This is a genomic window from Azospirillum sp. UENF 211521, from assembly GCF_058780535.1.
Map to the genome: position 1 here is coordinate 2,688,895 of NZ_JBSNCF010000001.1, position 15,218 is coordinate 2,704,112.

At 68.4% G+C, this 15,218-nt stretch carries 13 protein-coding genes and 2 tRNA genes; 6 read left to right on the forward strand and 9 right to left on the reverse strand.

The features are described from left to right. Positions 1 to 12 precede the first annotated feature (12 nt). From ctaD to ACWPN5_RS12710, 3 genes are all read right to left on the reverse strand, one after another. Positions 13 to 1,626 carry a cytochrome c oxidase subunit I gene (gene ctaD, locus ACWPN5_RS12700; RefSeq protein ID WP_114860634.1) on the reverse strand — a complete coding sequence of 538 codons (1,614 nt, stop codon included), beginning with the start codon at positions 1,624 to 1,626 and terminating at the stop codon, positions 13 to 15. Between the two features lie 66 nt (positions 1,627 to 1,692). Beyond that, on the reverse strand, positions 1,693 to 2,538 hold the full coding sequence (coxB, locus tag ACWPN5_RS12705) for a cytochrome c oxidase subunit II (protein WP_145688961.1): 846 nt from the start codon (positions 2,536 to 2,538) through the stop codon (positions 1,693 to 1,695). A gap of 483 nt (positions 2,539 to 3,021) precedes the next feature. Continuing rightward, positions 3,022 to 4,380, reverse strand: coding sequence for a DUF3422 family protein (locus ACWPN5_RS12710; RefSeq protein ID WP_492295651.1), 1,359 nt, complete (start codon positions 4,378 to 4,380; stop codon positions 3,022 to 3,024). 169 nt (positions 4,381 to 4,549) lie between these two features. On the opposite strand from ACWPN5_RS12710, the gene tldD reads away from it, so the two are divergent. The 3 genes from tldD (at position 4,550) to ACWPN5_RS12725 (ending at position 8,843) form a co-directional block, all read left to right on the forward strand. Further along, positions 4,550 to 5,983 (forward strand): metalloprotease TldD, encoded by a 1,434-nt coding sequence (gene tldD, locus ACWPN5_RS12715; protein WP_137103209.1) that lies wholly within the window; start codon positions 4,550 to 4,552, stop codon positions 5,981 to 5,983. Positions 5,984 to 6,025: 42 nt separating this feature from the next. After that, the gene (locus tag ACWPN5_RS12720; protein WP_145688959.1) at positions 6,026 to 6,550 is read left to right on the forward strand and encodes a glycine cleavage system transcriptional repressor; all 525 of its coding nucleotides are present in this window, start codon (positions 6,026 to 6,028) and stop codon (positions 6,548 to 6,550) included. Between the two features lie 217 nt (positions 6,551 to 6,767). After that, positions 6,768 to 8,843, forward strand: coding sequence for a YjbH domain-containing protein (locus ACWPN5_RS12725; protein ID WP_492295653.1), 2,076 nt, complete (start codon positions 6,768 to 6,770; stop codon positions 8,841 to 8,843). Positions 8,844 to 8,877: 34 nt separating this feature from the next. On the opposite strand, the gene ACWPN5_RS12730 is transcribed toward ACWPN5_RS12725, so the two are convergent. Beyond that, complete coding sequence (locus ACWPN5_RS12730; protein WP_145688956.1) at positions 8,878 to 9,546, reverse strand: hypothetical protein; 669 nt, start codon at positions 9,544 to 9,546, stop codon at positions 8,878 to 8,880. 330 nt (positions 9,547 to 9,876) lie between these two features. Here ACWPN5_RS12730 and ACWPN5_RS12735 point away from each other — a divergent pair, with 330 nt between their 5' ends. Continuing rightward, the gene (locus ACWPN5_RS12735) at positions 9,877 to 10,041 is read left to right on the forward strand and encodes a DUF1328 domain-containing protein (protein ID WP_035674837.1); all 165 of its coding nucleotides are present in this window, start codon (positions 9,877 to 9,879) and stop codon (positions 10,039 to 10,041) included. Between the two features lie 227 nt (positions 10,042 to 10,268). Here ACWPN5_RS12735 and ACWPN5_RS12740 read toward each other — a convergent pair whose 3' ends face one another. Beyond that, positions 10,269 to 10,985, reverse strand: a complete 717-nt coding sequence (locus ACWPN5_RS12740; protein ID WP_145688955.1) for a sigma-70 family RNA polymerase sigma factor — start codon at positions 10,983 to 10,985, stop codon at positions 10,269 to 10,271. Between the two features lie 636 nt (positions 10,986 to 11,621). On the opposite strand from ACWPN5_RS12740, the gene ACWPN5_RS12745 reads away from it, so the two are divergent. Both ACWPN5_RS12745 and ACWPN5_RS12750 read left to right on the forward strand, forming a co-directional pair. Further along, entirely contained in the window at positions 11,622 to 12,626 is a 1,005-nt protein-coding gene (locus ACWPN5_RS12745) for a transglycosylase SLT domain-containing protein (protein ID WP_492295656.1), read from the forward strand. Positions 12,627 to 12,710: 84 nt separating this feature from the next. After that, entirely contained in the window at positions 12,711 to 13,469 is a 759-nt protein-coding gene (locus ACWPN5_RS12750; RefSeq protein ID WP_492295658.1) for a class I SAM-dependent methyltransferase, read from the forward strand. A gap of 76 nt (positions 13,470 to 13,545) precedes the next feature. Here ACWPN5_RS12750 and ACWPN5_RS12755 read toward each other — a convergent pair. The 4 genes from ACWPN5_RS12755 to ACWPN5_RS12770 form a co-directional block, all read right to left on the reverse strand. Continuing rightward, positions 13,546 to 13,621, reverse strand: a tRNA-Glu gene (locus ACWPN5_RS12755). Between the two features lie 38 nt (positions 13,622 to 13,659). Then, positions 13,660 to 13,735, reverse strand: a tRNA-Glu gene (locus ACWPN5_RS12760). Positions 13,736 to 13,803: 68 nt separating this feature from the next. Beyond that, on the reverse strand, positions 13,804 to 14,853 hold the full coding sequence (locus ACWPN5_RS12765) for a threonine aldolase family protein (RefSeq protein WP_492295660.1): 1,050 nt from the start codon (positions 14,851 to 14,853) through the stop codon (positions 13,804 to 13,806). Beyond that, a complete protein-coding gene (locus ACWPN5_RS12770) occupies positions 14,850 to 15,176 on the reverse strand; it encodes a hypothetical protein (protein ID WP_145688952.1) in 327 nt (108 codons plus the stop codon). The genes ACWPN5_RS12765 and ACWPN5_RS12770 overlap by 4 nt, the downstream gene beginning before the upstream one ends. Positions 15,177 to 15,218 lie beyond the last annotated feature (42 nt).

Genomic DNA, 15,218 nt, shown 5'->3' on the forward strand with positions numbered 1-15,218 from the left:
ACGAACGAACGTTCACTTCACCTGCGGCAGCGTCTCGAAGGCGTGGAACGGCGGGGGCGAACTCACGGTCCACTCCAGCGTGCCGGCCTGCGGGCCCCAGTAGGCGGCCTCGACCTTTTCGCCGCTGCGCAGGGTCTTGTACGCGATCCACACGAACAGAAGCGTGGACGCAAAGGAGAGATAGGCGCCGAAGGACGAGATCATGTTCCAGCCGGCGTAGGCGTCCGGGTAATCCGGAATGCGGCGCGGCATGCCGGCCAGACCCAGGAAATGCTGCGGGAAGAAGACCAGGTTCACGCCGATGAAGGTCGTCCAGAAGTGGACCTTGCCCCAGAACTCCGGATACTGCCGCCCCGACATCTTGCCGATCCAGTAGTACCAGCCGGCGAAGATCGAGAAGACCGCGCCCAGCGACAGCACATAGTGGAAGTGCGCGACGACGTAGTAGGTGTCGTGAAGCACGATGTCCATGCCGCCGTTGGCCAGCACCACGCCGGTCACGCCGCCGACCGTGAACAGGAAGATGAAGCCGAGCGCCCACAGCATCGGCACCTTGAACTCGATCGACCCGCCCCACATGGTGGCGATCCAGGAGAAGATCTTCACGCCCGTCGGCACCGCGATGATCATCGTGGCGGCGGTGAAGTAAGCCTTGGTGTCGACGTCCAGGCCGACCGTGTACATGTGGTGCGCCCACACCACGAAGCCGACCACGCCGATGGCGACCATCGCGTAGGCCATGCCCAGATAGCCGAAGACCGGCTTGTGCGAGAAGGTCGAGACGATGTGGCTGATGATGCCGAAGGCCGGCAGGATCATGATGTAGACTTCGGGGTGGCCGAAGAACCAGAACAGGTGCTGGAACAGGATCGGGTCGCCGCCGCCCTCCGGGTTGAAGAAGCTGGTGCCGAAGTTGCGGTCGGTCAGCAGCATGGTGATGGCGCCGCCCAGCACCGGCACGGCCAGCAGCAGCAGGAAGGCGGTCACCAGCATCGCCCAGACGAACAGCGGCATCTTGTGCAGCGTCATGCCCGGCGCGCGCATGTTGAAGATGGTGGTGATGAAGTTCACCGCACCCAGGATCGACGAGGCGCCGGCGAGGTGAAGGGCGAAGATCGCCATGTCCACCGACGGCCCGCTGTGGCCCAGCGGCGAGGACAGCGGCGGGTAGATCGTCCAGCCGGTGCCGGCCCCCTGCCCCACGAAGGCGGAGCCCAGCAGCAGCAGGAAGGCCGGGACGATCAGCCAGAAGCTGATGTTGTTCAGCCGCGGGAAGGCCATGTCGGGCGCGCCGATCATCAGCGGCACGAACCAGTTGCCGAAGCCGCCGATCAGCGCCGGCATCACCACGAAGAACACCATGATCAGGCCGTGCGCGGTGATCAGCACGTTCCAGACCTGCCCGTCGCTGACGAACTGCAGGCCCGGCGACTGAAGCTCCAGCCGCATGATGACCGAGAACAAGCCGCCGATCAGCCCGGCGATCACCGAGAAGATCAGGTAGAGCGTCCCAATGTCCTTGTGGTTCGTGGAGAAGAACCAACGCTCGACGAAGCCCGGCATGTGGTGGTCATGGTCATGCCCGTGGCCGTGTCCCTGCGCTTCCCCCGGATTGGCGTTTGCCATGTCTCTAACCCTCGCGTCGGCGGAATGATTTTTCTTTGAGGTGCCGCTGCATCCAAAGCATGAGGCTTACTGGACGGCCCCGGCGGACGGCATCTGGGCCACGTCGCGCTTGGTGTCGGGGGTTCCGTAAGCGGTCTTGGCCTTCTCGACCCACTGGTTGAAGGCCTCCTTCGAGACGGCCTCGACCGCGATCGGCATGAAGGCGTGGTTCACGCCGCAGATCTCGGAACACTGGCCGTAATAGACGCCTTCCTTCTCGATCCGCACCCAGGTCTCGTTGGCCCGGCCCGGCACGGCGTCCTTCTTCACGCCGAAGCTCGGCACCGCCCAGGAATGGATGACGTCGCCCGCGGTGACCAGCACGCGCACGGTCGTGCCGACCGGCAGGATCACGCGGTTGTCGACCTCCAGCAGGCGCTTCTGGCCGGGCTTCAGCTCCGACTCCTGGATCATGTAGCTGGAAAAAGCGATGTTGCCGTGGTCGGGATACTCGTAGTCCCAGTACCACTGCCGCCCGGTGACCTTGATGGTCATCTCCGACTCCGGCACCCGCTCCGCCTGGTAGAGCAGCTTGAAGGACGGAACCGCGATGACGATCAGGATGATGACCGGAATGACCGTCCAGGCGATCTCCAGCACCGTGTGGTGCGAGGTGGTCGACGGCACGGTGTTCTTCTTGGCGTTGAAGCGCAGCGCCACCCAGCCCAGCAGCCCCGCCACGAAAATGACGATGGCGACGATGATCACCGTCAGCAGGTCGTGGAAGGAATCCATGGCGTGCTTGACCGGGGTGGCCGCCTCCTGAAGCCCCAGTTGCCAGGGGTGGGGTTCGGCGGCGGAACCGGTCGCGGCAAATCCACACAAAGATGTCAGCGCCGCCAGAACGGCAGCGTTCAGGGTCTGCGTCTTCATCCCCACCCTCTTCGTTGCCCGCCGCCCGCGGTCGCGGACGGCGGTCGTCCCTTCCCGCCGGACCCGCCTTCGCCCCTGTTTCCCTGGTGCGCTCCGCCTCTGTCAGACGGTTGCGCGGCCGGGCGTTGCGGCGGTGCCGGTCTATGCAGGGAGCGTGCCGTTTGAGGGCGACACGGTCCCCGCAGCGCGAGCTTAACCCTCCATTGCGCTTGGGTACAAGTCAGGCGTCCCTACACGAAGGACATAGGCGCAATGCCGGTTTCAAGCCCACATCAGAACAGAAGTTGAGTTTCCGTATCGGCTTCGCACTGCGACAAGCTGTCGCAGTTTGATGGTACAGCGAATTGTCTCGGAAAATCAAGTTTTTAGGCTTGCACGTCCCTGGTGCGGGACGCAAGCGACCTTGCGCGGACGGCGCCATCCGGCCACCGTTTGCGCTGCGGTACCCCACCACCGTGTTAGAACGGAAAAGCTCCGCGGCCGTCAGTGCCCGCTGGTGATCACTTTGCGGATTCGGCGCACGCCGGACCAGACGAAGGCGATGACGATGGGAATCATCAGCCCGACCAGCAGGTCGGGATCGACCTTCATCCCGAGTCCCTTCACGCCCTTGGCGGCGTAGCCGACGATGCCGACGAGGTAGTAGCTGATCGCCACCACCGACAGCCCTTCCACCGTCTCCTGCAGGCGGAGCTGGAGCTGCGCCCGCTTGTCCATGGACAGGAGAAGCTCGGCGTTCTGCCCCTCCACGGCGATCTCCACGCGGGTGCGCAGCAGGTCGCTGGCGCGGGCCACGCGCTGGGACAGCGCCTGCAGGCGCGATTCCACCGCCTCGCAGGTGCGGATCGCCGGGGCAAGGCGGCGGTCCATGAACTCGCCCACCGTGGGCAGCCCCTCGATGCGGATCTCGCGCAGCTCGACGATGCGCTTTTCCACAAGGTTGTAGTAGGCCCGCGCCGCGCCGAAGCGGTAGGCGGTCTCCGCCGCGATCTGCTCGGTCTGGGCGGCCAGCAGGGTCAGCCGGTCGAGCAGCTCGCGCTCGTCGTCCAGGCCGCGCAGGGTGGCGATGCGGGTGGTCAGGTCGGCCAGATCGGCCTCGATCGGGCCGATGCGCGGCAGCACGCCCCGCGCCACCGGCAGCGCCAGCAGCGCCATCACCCGGTAGGTCTCGATCTCCAGCAGGCGCTGCACGACGCGGCCCGCCTGGTTGGCGGTCATCGCGTGGTCGGCGATCAAAATGCGCGAGAAGCCGTCGCCATGAATGCGGAAGTCGGTCCAGGCCGTCGCCGCCCGCCCGGAGATGCGCGTCCCGATGTAGCTCGGCGAGCCGAACATCGCCGCCAGCATGTTGGCCGAGGGCTCCGGCGATTCGGCGTCGAGCACGGCGACATGAACGCCGACCATCAGCTCGCCCGGCAGCCCGGCCAGCCATTCCTTGGGCACCGCGTTCAGCGCCGGTTCCAGGAAAGGGTCGACCAGCACGTTCGCCGGGGACACGGCGTTGGGACGGAAGACGGTCCAGGTGGAGAATTCGGTGTGGCGCTCCCACTTCAGGCGGAAGCTGCCGAAGGAGCCGCTGTAATGGGTGGCACCGGCGGGCGGGCGCGGCACGCCGGCCCAGTCGCACAGCTTCTCCAGATGCAGCCGGTCGGCCTCCGACGCGCCCTCCCCCGACAGCATCGCCAGCATGGTGGCGCGCACCGGGGTGGACAGGACCTCCGGCGGGCGGGTGTGCACCTCGTTGGTCAGGGTCACGCGCAGGGCGTGGTTCTTCAGGGGGTGGGCCAGGGAGCGCGCGTCTCCGTTGCCGGTGCGGCCCATCGCCAGCGCGTCGTCGGTCATCGCGGCCATTCCCCTTCCAAGCCCCTTCCGCCCATGGACGACGAGCCTTGCCGGATGGTCCGCCCGTCGCCACACTATAAGTCTGATCTTAGACCACATCGCGCGTGCGGGTGCGAGAGCGCCGGTGCCGCATCGTTGTCCTACGATAGACCGATACCCCGGAGTTCCCATGAGCGCGCTTGCCGTCACCGACGATCTGTTCTTCAACCGCGCCGGCCTGGACCGTTCCCGTGTCGAGGGGGTGGTGGCCGACGCGCTGCGGGGGGCGGACGATGGCGAACTGTATCTGGAATATTCGCAGAGCGAATCGCTGGGCTGGGACGACGGCAAGCTGAAGGCGGCCAGCTTCGACACCACCCAGGGCTTCGGCCTGCGCGCCATCGCCGACGAGGCGACCGGCTTCGCCCACGCCTCCAGCCTGTCCGAGGACGCCATCCGCCGCGCCGCCGCGACGGTGCGCGCCGTCCAGGCCGGGCACGCCGGCACGTTCGCCGAGCCGCCCGCCGGCACCAACCGCGCGCTCTACATCCCGGACAACCCCCTGCCCCTGGTCCCCTTCGAGGCCAAGGTGAAGCTGCTGGCGGAGATCGACGCCTACGCCCGCGCCAAGGACCCGCGGGTGCGGCAGGTCTCCTGCTCGATCAGCGGCGAATGGCAGGCGGTGCAGATCATCCGCGCCGACGGCGTGCGCGTCGCCGACCTACGCCCGCTGGTCCGGCTGAACGTCTCCGTCGTGGTGGCCGAGGGCGACCGCATGGAGACGGGCGGCTACGGCGGCGGCGGACGCGTCACCTACGAGCACTACATGCAGCCGGAGACGTGGCGGGCCTTCGTGGACGAGGCGCTGCGCTCCGCGCTCGTCAACCTGTCCTCGGTCCCGGCCCCGGCGGGCGAGATGACCGTCGTTCTCGGCAACGGCTGGCCGGGCATCCTGCTGCACGAGGCCATCGGCCACGGGCTGGAGGGCGACTTCAACCGCAAGAAGACCTCGGCCTTCGCCGGGCTGATGGGCCAGCGCATCGCCGCGCCCGGCGTGACCATCGTGGACGACGGCACCATCGAGAACAGCCGCGGCTCGATCACCGTGGACGACGAGGGCACCCCCGGCCAGTGCACGACGCTGATCGAGGACGGCATCCTGGTCGGCTACATGCAGGACCGCATGAACGCCCGGCTGATGGGGATGCGCCCGACCGGCAACGGACGGCGCCAGAGCTTCGCATGCCACCCCATGCCGCGCATGACCAACACCGTGATGCGCCCCGGCGCCTATGAGCCGGAGGAGATCATCAAGTCGGTGAAGAAGGGCCTCTACGCCAAGAACTTCGGCGGCGGGCAGGTGGACATCACCAGCGGCAAGTTCGTCTTCTCCGCCAACGAGGCCTACCTGATCGAGGACGGCAAGCTCGGACCGGCGGTGAAGGGCGCGACGCTGATCGGCAACGGCCCGGACAGCCTGACCCGCGTGTCGATGATCGGCAACGACACCAAGCTCGACCCCGGCGTCGGCACCTGCGGCAAGGACGGCCAGGGCGTTCCCGTGGGCGTCGGCCAGCCGACCCTGCGCCTGGACGGCCTGACCGTGGGCGGCACGGCGGCCTGACCGCCGCCACAGCTTTCCCTTTTTGCATCGGAGGTTCCGCCCGTGTCGTCCCTTGCGCTGGTTTCCACCTTCTGCCCCGACCGCGTCGGCCTCGTCTCCGCGGTCACCGGCCATCTGTTCGGGCTGGGGGCCAACCTGCGCGACGCGACCTTCGCGGTGATGGGGTCCGGGGCGGAGTTCTCGGCGGTTTGCGAACTGCCGGACGGCGTCCCCGTCGCGGAGGTGCAGGAGGGGCTGGCGAGCCTGCCCGAGTTGGCCGGCGCGCAGATCAAGGTCACCCCCTTCGACTTCGACCCCAACCCCGGCCCGCTCGCCCGCATCACCCACCGCGTGGAGGTGTCGGGCGGTGACCAGCCCGGCCTGATCGCCCGTTTGTCGGAAATCTTCACCCAGTTCGAGGCGAACATCGTCCGGCTCGACGCCCAGACCCTGCCGGAGCGGGAGGGCGGGCGCTACGTCATCCGCTTCGCCGTCTCGATCCCACCGGAGCGCGCCGGCACCTGCCTGTCCGCCGTCGCCAACACCGCCGAGACGATGGGCCTGATTTGCACCACCGAGGCGCTGTAACGCTTCTCGTGCATTAGCCCGCTTGCCCCCTCTCCCCTCCGGGGAGAGGGTTGGGGTGAGGGGGTTGAGCTTTTGCCGACCCCTCCGCCACGCGCATCCCCCTCACCCACCCGCTTCGCGGGCACCCTCTCCCCAGAGGGGAGAGGGATAAAGGTTGCATTCATACGCATGAAAATGCCATTGGTCGGGAAATCCTCCCGACAAGCTCTACCATGGCGTGAACCGCGCTCTCCTCGTCCTGGCGCTAACCATCGTTTCCCTGCCCGCGCGGGCGGAGGGGCTTGAGGCGACCCTGTCCGACTGGGGAACCGTCGGGCTGCTTCAGACACCGACGGCGCGCGGCATGCCGGACGGCACCGTCACCGCCGGCCTGACCGCCCTAGGCGGTCTGCACCGCCATCTCTTCGCCGGGGCGCAGCTTCTTCCCAGCCTGGACATCGCCCTGCGCGACAGCGCCTACCCGAGCTGGCACGGCCTCAGCGAACCGGGCGTGGACGCGAAGCTGCGCCTGCTGCGCGAAGGGCCGTGGTGGCCGGCGCTGGCGGTCGGCGGGCGGGACGTCACCGGTACCGGACTGGACCTGCCGGGCAAGGGCCGCTTCGCGGGAGAGTATCTGGTCGCCTCGCGGCGCTGGTGGGATGTCGATCTCAGCCTGGGCATCGGCTGGGGCGGGCTCGGCGACTATGGGCACGTCCGCAACCCGCTGCGCGCTCTCGGCGGACGCTTCAAGCGCGACCGCGATCCCGCCAACGCCTCGTCCCGCGGGCCGGAGGCGTGGTTCACCGGGGAGCGCGCGGCTCTGTTCGGCGGCGTCGAGTGGCACACGCCGCTGGAAGGGCTCAGCGTCAAGCTGGAGTACAGCGCCGACAGCTTCCGCGCCCAACAGCAGGACGACCCGGATTTCCGGCCCGGTATCCCAATGAACGCGGGTTTGGCCTATCGGCCCTGGCGCTGGCTGGAGGTCGGAGCCGGCGTCGAGCAGGGATCGCGGGCCATGCTGCGCCTCGCCGCCCGCTTCGACCCGCGGGAGGACACCGACACCCCCCCGCGCCCCCCGCCGCCCATGGTCGGTGCCCGCCCCGCCGCGCCGGAGGCCTCCCTGCCCGCCACGGACATCGCAGCCCTGGCCCGGCTGCACCGGCTGCCCGCCCGTGCCGCGCGGATCGACAAGCACAACGCCACGCTGTGGCTGGACCCGGCGGGCGGCGGAACCGCCCCGCTGGCGCGGGAGGTGGGACGCGCCGCCCGCCTGCTGGCCGATGGCGCCCCGCCGGAGATCGAATGGCTGACCGTCGCCACCGGCAGCGCCGGGCTGGACGGCACCGCCCTCACCCTGTCGCGCCGCGCCGTCGAGCAGGCGGCCGCCAAGCGCGGCAGCCCCGAGGAGATCTGGCGCACCGCCCGCGTCGAGCGCTCGGCCGGCCCCCCGCCGGACTGGCCGGCGCGGCTCGCCCTGACCATCATCCCAACGGTGGAAGCCAGTCTGTTCGAGCAGAGCGCGCCGTTGGTGCAGCGGACCTACGGCGACTCCGTGCTGACGATGGAACCGCTGCGCGGGCTGGTGCTCAGCGGCGGGCTGCGGGTCAACGTCAGCCACAACCTCCATCTTCTCGACACCAACGCCCTTCCGGCGGCGGAGCCGGTGCGCAGCGACCTGCCGCTCTACGCCGACCGCGGCGCCGCGGTCGAGCGGCTGTACGCGGCATGGCTGGCCGTGCCTTCCGAGCGCTGGAGCACGCGCTTGTCCCTCGGCCATTTCGAGGAGATGTTCGGCGGCGTGGGGGGCGAGGCGCTGTACCGCCCCCTGACGGCGCGCTGGGCGCTCGGGCTAGACCTCAACCGCGTCTGGAAGCGCCCGCCCGATGACGCCCTGCGCCTTGCCCCGGAAAGCGGACGCAACACCGGCCACGCCAGCTTTTATTGGGAAGCGCCAGGGGCTGCTACGACGGGCGTGCTGCGGCTGGGCCGCTATCTCGGCGGGGATTGGGGCGGCACGCTCGAACTGATGCGCGCCTTCGACGGCGGCGTCCGCCTCTCCGCCCAAGTCACCTGGACCGAGGGTCCGGAGGGCGCGCAGAGCCGGTACGGCGGGCGGCTGGAACAGGGAATCGCGCTGACAGTGCCGTTCAGCCCCGGCGGCTCCTGGCCGCCGGACGGGCGGCTGGCGGCCGCGGTGCGCACCCTTGGACGCGACGCGGGGCAACGGCTGCGCCAGCCATTGCCCCTGTACGATGCGTCGGTGTCGGCGGGTTACGGCCGCCTGACCGGGTCATGGCCGCGGCTGATGGACTGAGCTGCGGCAAGCTGAGATCCGTATGGTCCGGAGATCAGCGCATTTCGGAGATCGTCCCGGTCTTGGCGTCGAGGAGCACGGTGCTCCAGGTGCCGTTGGCCGACTGGGCCTCCGCCACGTAGTTCTCGCCCTGCTTGCGGAAGTCACGGACCGAGGTGAAGCCGGCGGCGCTGAAATAGTTCAGCAGCGAGGTCTGCATCAGCTCCTTGCGGTTCTGGCCGCGTTCGGCGCGCTGGGCGGTGTTCGGGTCGACGTTCATGATAACCTGGCGGTTGCCCTGCATGGTGTTGGGCATGGTGCCGGTGGCCGAACCGGTGGTCCCCATGGCGCCGCTGTTGGGCATGCCGTTGTTCATGGTGCCGGTCGAACCGTAGGTGCCGGGCGCCCCATAGCTGCCGGTGCTGCCGTAGGTGCCCGCGGTGCCGGCGCCGACGGTGGATTCGGCGCTGCCGCTGGTCACGCGGTCGGGCATGCGGCCGTCCGGCATCCGATTCTGGGTCTGGCGGTTCTGGGTCTGATCGCTCCACGGCTCCGCCCGCTCGTTGGGCAGACTTTCCACCTGCGGGCTGGTGGTCGGCAGGCCCGACGGGCTGGAGCGCTCGTACGGCACCTGCGGCGCGTTGTTCTGGTAGGTCTGGGCCATCGCGGCGGGGGCGGCGGCCAGGGTCGCGGCGAGAACGGCGAGGGACAGTTTGGCGTTCATGGCATCCTCTTCTCTCGATAGGGCGTCTCGCACCGGCAAGGCGGTGCTGCGCCTTTTCGCCCGCCCGGCCGGAACCAAGCAGGCTGGCGACCCCGACAACAGCGCTCATCGGCGGTTGTTGCGGTCAAGCCAGCGTTATCGGGATGCGCCTCCCCCTTTTGGAACCGACCCTACCCAAAAAAAGCTCTTTGCGGCGGCCGGGTCCGGGAACCTTTCCAAGCTGAGCCGTGTTCTGCACAATACTGACACGCTCTTCACAGAGTACGACGTTCAACAGACTGCGCGCCGGACGAGCCTTGACGCGCTTCGGACCGAGCGAGGGAGGTTAGGATGCTCTATTGGGCACTTGTTTTCTTCGTGATCGCGCTGATCGCCGGCGCACTCGGCTTCGGTGGGATTGCCTCGGCCTCTTCGGGCATTGCGCAAATCCTGTTCTTCCTTTTCCTGATCCTGTTCGCGGCGAGTTTGATTCTGGGCCTGGTCAGGCGCCGCTAGACCCAGCACCCGCCCGGACGGTTCCGGGCGGGCGTTTCCCGCAGCGCGCCCTTGCCCGGCCTTTCACGTCTCGGAAGACCGGGCTCGCGAGTACCCCGAAAGCCTCTCGATGTTAGCCTCGCACCTGACCGGCAACGCCCCATCCGGAGCGTTGCCGGTTTCTCTGTGCGCTCGCAGAGGATAACGCAGAAGCGGTTTTGAGACGCGAGACCGGGCGTGCGGACGGATCAGTCCTCGTCGGTCGGGCTGTGCCCTTCCATGAGCTGGCGCAGGGCCCGCCGTCCGCGCGACAGGCGCGACTTCACGGTGCCGATGGAAATGCCGAGGATATCGGCGGCCTCGCCGTAGGAAATGCCTTCCAGCCCGATCAGCAGGACCACCTCGCGCTGCTCGGTCGGCAGCAGGCCGAGCGCGCGCTTCAGGTCGCGCAGCTCCAGCCGGACGAACTGCCCGCCATGGGCGGCGCCGATCGCCGCCTGCCCTTCCCCGTCGATGTCGACGACGGCCTGCCGGCGGCGGATGCCATTGATGTGCAGGTTGCGCAGAATGGTGAAGAGCCAGGCGCGCAGGTTGCTGCCGGGCCGCCAGAGATGCAGGCGCGACAAGGCGCGCTCCAGACACTCTTGGACGAGGTCGTCGGCCAGCGTGGCGTCACGCACCATGGCGCGGGCAAAACGGCGCAGGCGCGGGATCTCCGCCTCGATCTGAGCGATGATCGCCGGATCGGGGGGCGCCAGCGGTGCCGGAGCCGCGTCCGCCGCCCCTTCCACCGCCTCGTCGACGGCCGGATCGTCGGCTTCGATGCCATCCTCGGCTTCGACCGCAACGTTCAACTCGTCCTCGTCCGCACGGCGGCTTCCCATCACCGGCTTGAGGGCGACGGGGTCAAGCGGCGCGGGGCTGCTTGCCGGACGGCGCAAGGAACTCGCGACGTGGTTCGCCATCGGTGGAACGCTGCCTCCCTGTGTACCGAAAGATGTCCCGATCATTCCGGGCGCGTGTCGAAACGCCCGAACCATCGCTCCGGCCCCCGCGTTGCGCCGAATGCGCGCGGGGCATAACCGGATTCTCCAACGACAATCGTCGGTCCATCAGTACGTAATGGCGCACCACAGAGGCTGCCAGTTGGGAAAAAGGCTAAGCCCCTTAACAATTTGGCGAGATTACCCCTAAATGCCGTGGATTGCCCGATTGCTCCCGTAGCGTTCGATCGGAGATGAGGTATCGTCTCCGGACATACGGGAGGCTTCATGACTTTGCTCAAAAGGAAAAGGCCGGCTGGCTTTCACCAACCGACCTCAAATCTCCTTTGCGGGATAGCCATGTCTATGGCCAACGATGAATTCGCTCATTCATCCTTCCGCAGGTCCGCTGCCAGCGGTTCTTCTTCTCTGTATAGGCGGCGTTTCCGTCCCTTTGCGGAAGTCTTATCTCGTTGTGTTCCGCTTCCTATCTTGGCCGGAACCATATCGCATTACGTCTTTAGCGGACAGCCGGACGTTGGCTCTAGGGCAGCGATCTTCCCGCATACGCCGAAAGACCGGTCCGCTTCACCAATCGGGGAAAGGCGCGCCAAGGCGGTGAAAAGCGCGGTGGCGCTGGCCGCCGGCGGGCTGATCGCGTCCTTTCTGACGGCGTCGCCGGCCATGGCCCAGGACGCACCGGACCGGACGGCGATCCAGACGGCGGCGGCCCAACCACCCGCCTTTCAAAGCTCGGGCGAACGCACGATCCGCGCGCTGGAGGCGCTCGCCGGCAAGGGCAGCGCCCGCGCCCAATACGAGCTGGCCATGCGCTACGAGGTCGGCAAAGGCGTGAACCGCGACGAGCGGATGGCTCTCTCCCTCTACTGTCGGGCGGCCCGCCAGGACTACGCCGAGGCCGCCTACCGCGCCGGGCGGATGCATCTGGCCGGGCGCGGCCCGGTATCGAAGGACGAGGACCTGGGCCGCTCCTGGCTGCGTCGCGCCGCCCTGCTGGGCAACGAGGACGCCGCGCAGATGGTCAAGCTCGCCAGCACCGGCAAGGGCGCAGCGGGCAAGGCCCCCGACCGCTGCGAGCCGCCGAGCGTGCGCTGGGGCGTGATTCGCATGCCGCCCAAGGAAATCCGCGCCATGGTCACCAAGATGGCCCCCACCTATGGGCTCGACCCCGATCTGGTGCTGGCGGTGATCGCCGTGGAGTCCGGCTACCGCGTGGATGTGGTGTCGGAAAAGAACGCCATGGGGCTGATGCAGCTCATCCCCGAGACGGCGGAACGCTTCGGCGTCACCAAGCCCTTCGACCCCGAGCAGAACCTGCGCGGCGGCATGAAGTATCTGCGCTGGCTGCTGGCCTATTTCGACGGCAACGTCACGCTGGCGCTGGCCGGCTACAACGCCGGCGAAGGGGCGGTGGTCCAGTACAAGGGCGTTCCACCATACCGCGAGACGCAGGACTATGTGGTGAAGGTCCACAGCGTCTACCCGCGCCGCGTCCACCCCCACGATTCCAGCGTGGCGCGCTCGGCCGGCCTGCCCGCCGCCAAGCAGGAGGAGGTCGCCGAGCTGAGCGTCTCCCGCTCAGGCGGCGCCTCGAAACGCTGACGCCCCTGGATTGCGCGCTCAATTCGGCGGACCCGACCGGCGATTTCCCGTAGGATCGGGCATCGCCGACAGCGGGGACCACCGATGAGCAGCGCGGACGGGACGAACTCCGACAAGCATTACTGGCACCAGTACGTCGACACCTACCGTCAGGCCTTCCAGACGCTGGGTCCGGTGCGGATCATCCTGGAATACGGGGTGTTCCACGGCGATTCGATCCGCTGGCTGCGCTCCCAGTTCCCGGACGCCTTCATCATCGGCGCCGACATCCTGGAGCCGCAGCCGGACTGGCCGCAGGATGAGCGCATCCAGTATGTGCGGTTCGACCAGAACGACCCCGACCACATCGGGCGCAGCCTGCGGGCCAACAACATCCAGTTCGACCTCATCATCGAGGACGGCAGCCACATCCCCCAGCATCAGGCTTGGTGCCTGACCCAGTCCCTGCCCCATCTGCGCAGCGGCGGCCTGTACATCCTGGAGGACATCCACACCTCCCACCCGGAGCACAGCCTGTACCGGGCCTACTGCGCCGACTACCCACGTCCGCCGGCCACCAGCCTGCAGGTGCTGCTCGCCCTCCAGCACATCCGGGCGACGGGGATGCCGCTGAGCGACGCCATGGCGGACGATCTGGCCTCCCAGGATTTCTTCACGGCGGCGGAGGTGAAGGCGCTGCACGCGGACATCGCCGGGATCGAGCTGTACCGGCGCACCCGGCTGCCGTTGCGCTGCTACAAATGCGGCGGCAGCGATTACGACTACGCGGCGCTGCGCTGCCGCTGCGGCGTTCCGCTCTACGAGACGGCGGACTCCATGTCCTTCCTGATCCGCAAGACCTGACGGGGGCGCCGAAACGGCGCTGAAACGACGACGGCCCGCCGAAGGGCGGGCCGTGGATCGTTGATGCCGGAAAGGATGGCGTCCCCTAGGGGATTCGAACCCCTGTTACCGCCGTGAGAGGGCGGTGTCCTAGGCCTCTAGACGAAGGGGACCTTCATCGGGCGATGCTCGGTTGCCAGCCGAACGAAAGTGGCGTCCCCTAGGGGATTCGAACCCCTGTTACCGCCGTGAGAGGGCGGTGTCCTAGGCCTCTAGACGAAGGGGACAGTCTTTCGTCGTCTGACGACGTGGCGTCGTCGGCGTGGCGGGTTTTTAGCGAACCCACCCGGCCCGATCAAGCCTTTTCTGACAGATCTTTGGCGATTTTCAGAAAAGAATTCACGACGGCCTGCGGCGTGTCGAAGGCGGTGACCAGGCGCAGCAGATCGCCCTCCCAGCGATAGAAACGGTAGCCCGCCGCCTCCAGCCCGTCGGCCAGCGCGGCGGGCAGGCGCACGAAGACCTCGTTGGCCTCCACCGGATGGGCCAGTTCCGCCCCCGGCAGGGCGGCGAGGCCCTGCGACAGCCGGTCGGCCATGGCGTTGGCGTGGCGGGCCAGCCGCAGCCACAGGTCGTCGGCCAGCCAGGCGTCGAGCTGCGCCGACAGGAAGCGGCCCTTGGACACCAGATGCCCGGCCCGCTTGCGCAGGAAGCCGAAATCCTCGGCCAGCGCCGGGTTGAAGAACACCACGGCCTCCGCGGCGAGGCAGCCTCCCTTGGTGCCGCCGAGCGACAGCACGTCCACCCCGGCCTTCCAGGTCAACTCCGCCGGGGCGCAGCCCAGCCGGGCCACCGCGTTGGCGAAGCGGGCGCCGTCCATGTGCACCGCCATGCCGTGGGCGTGGGCGACATCGGTCAGGGCCGCCACCTCCTGCGGGCGGTAGACCGTGCCGGCCTCCGTCGCCTGGGTCAGGCTGAGGGCGGCCGGTTGCACCCGGTGCACCACGCCGATGCCGGCCCCGGCCAGCGCCGTGGTCAGGGCGGCGGGAGTCAGCTTCCCGCCCTCCCCCGCCAGCGGCACCAGCTTGGCCCCGCCGGTGGCCATCTCCGGCGCGCCGCACTCGTCAACGTGGATGTGGCTCTCCTGGTGGCAGTAGACCGCACCGTAGGGCGGGACCAGGGCCGACAGGGCAAGCGCGTTGGCCGCCGTCCCGGTGGCGACCGGGAACACCGTCACCTCCGCCTCGAACAGGGCGGACAGGCGGCGGGTGACGCTGGCGGTCAGCGGGTCCTGCCCATAGGGGTCGGCGGACCCGATCGCGGCCGCGGCCAGCGCGTTCACCACCTCCGGCGCGGCGCCGGCCACATTGTCGCTGCGGAAGTCGTAGAGGAAGGCATCGGTCATGGCGCGGCGGCTCCGGCGGTGACGGTCACGGCGATGGCGCCGGTGCGCGGGTCCATCACATAAAGGCGGTCCGCGGCGTCCGGTATGGTGACACGGAAGACGACGCGGTTGCCCACGGCAACCGGCTCGCCCAGACGCGCGCCGGCCGGCAGGCCCAGCGTGACCTCCTCCGTCCGGCCGGCGGCGACGGTTGCCCGCTCGGCGTCCATGGCGGCCCGGCGCTCCGGATCGTTGATGCGCTTGTAGAGTTCGACGCCGAGGAACGCGAAGCCGGCGATGATCATCACGCCCATGATGACGATGAGTGCCTTGAGGAACTGCACGGTTTGGGGTCCACTCTCGCGCGAATGTGAGGAGTTTTGCCG

Bases quoted from the DNA above. Each gene is read 5' to 3' on its own strand.
- ctaD (WP_114860634.1), bottom strand. From the start codon at position 1,626: ATGGCAAACGCCAATCCGGGGGAAGCGCAGGGACACGGCCACGGGCAT.
- coxB (WP_145688961.1), bottom strand. From the start codon at position 2,538: ATGAAGACGCAGACCCTGAACGCTGCCGTTCTGGCGGCGCTGACATCT.
- ACWPN5_RS12710 (WP_492295651.1), bottom strand. From the start codon at position 4,380: ATGACCGACGACGCGCTGGCGATGGGCCGCACCGGCAACGGAGACGCG.
- tldD (WP_137103209.1), top strand. From the start codon at position 4,550: ATGAGCGCGCTTGCCGTCACCGACGATCTGTTCTTCAACCGCGCCGGC.
- ACWPN5_RS12730 (WP_145688956.1), bottom strand. From the start codon at position 9,546: ATGAACGCCAAACTGTCCCTCGCCGTTCTCGCCGCGACCCTGGCCGCC.
- ACWPN5_RS12735 (WP_035674837.1), top strand. From the start codon at position 9,877: ATGCTCTATTGGGCACTTGTTTTCTTCGTGATCGCGCTGATCGCCGGC.
- ACWPN5_RS12740 (WP_145688955.1), bottom strand. From the start codon at position 10,985: ATGGCGAACCACGTCGCGAGTTCCTTGCGCCGTCCGGCAAGCAGCCCC.
- ACWPN5_RS12750 (WP_492295658.1), top strand. From the start codon at position 12,711: ATGAGCAGCGCGGACGGGACGAACTCCGACAAGCATTACTGGCACCAG.
- ACWPN5_RS12765 (WP_492295660.1), bottom strand. From the start codon at position 14,853: ATGACCGATGCCTTCCTCTACGACTTCCGCAGCGACAATGTGGCCGGC.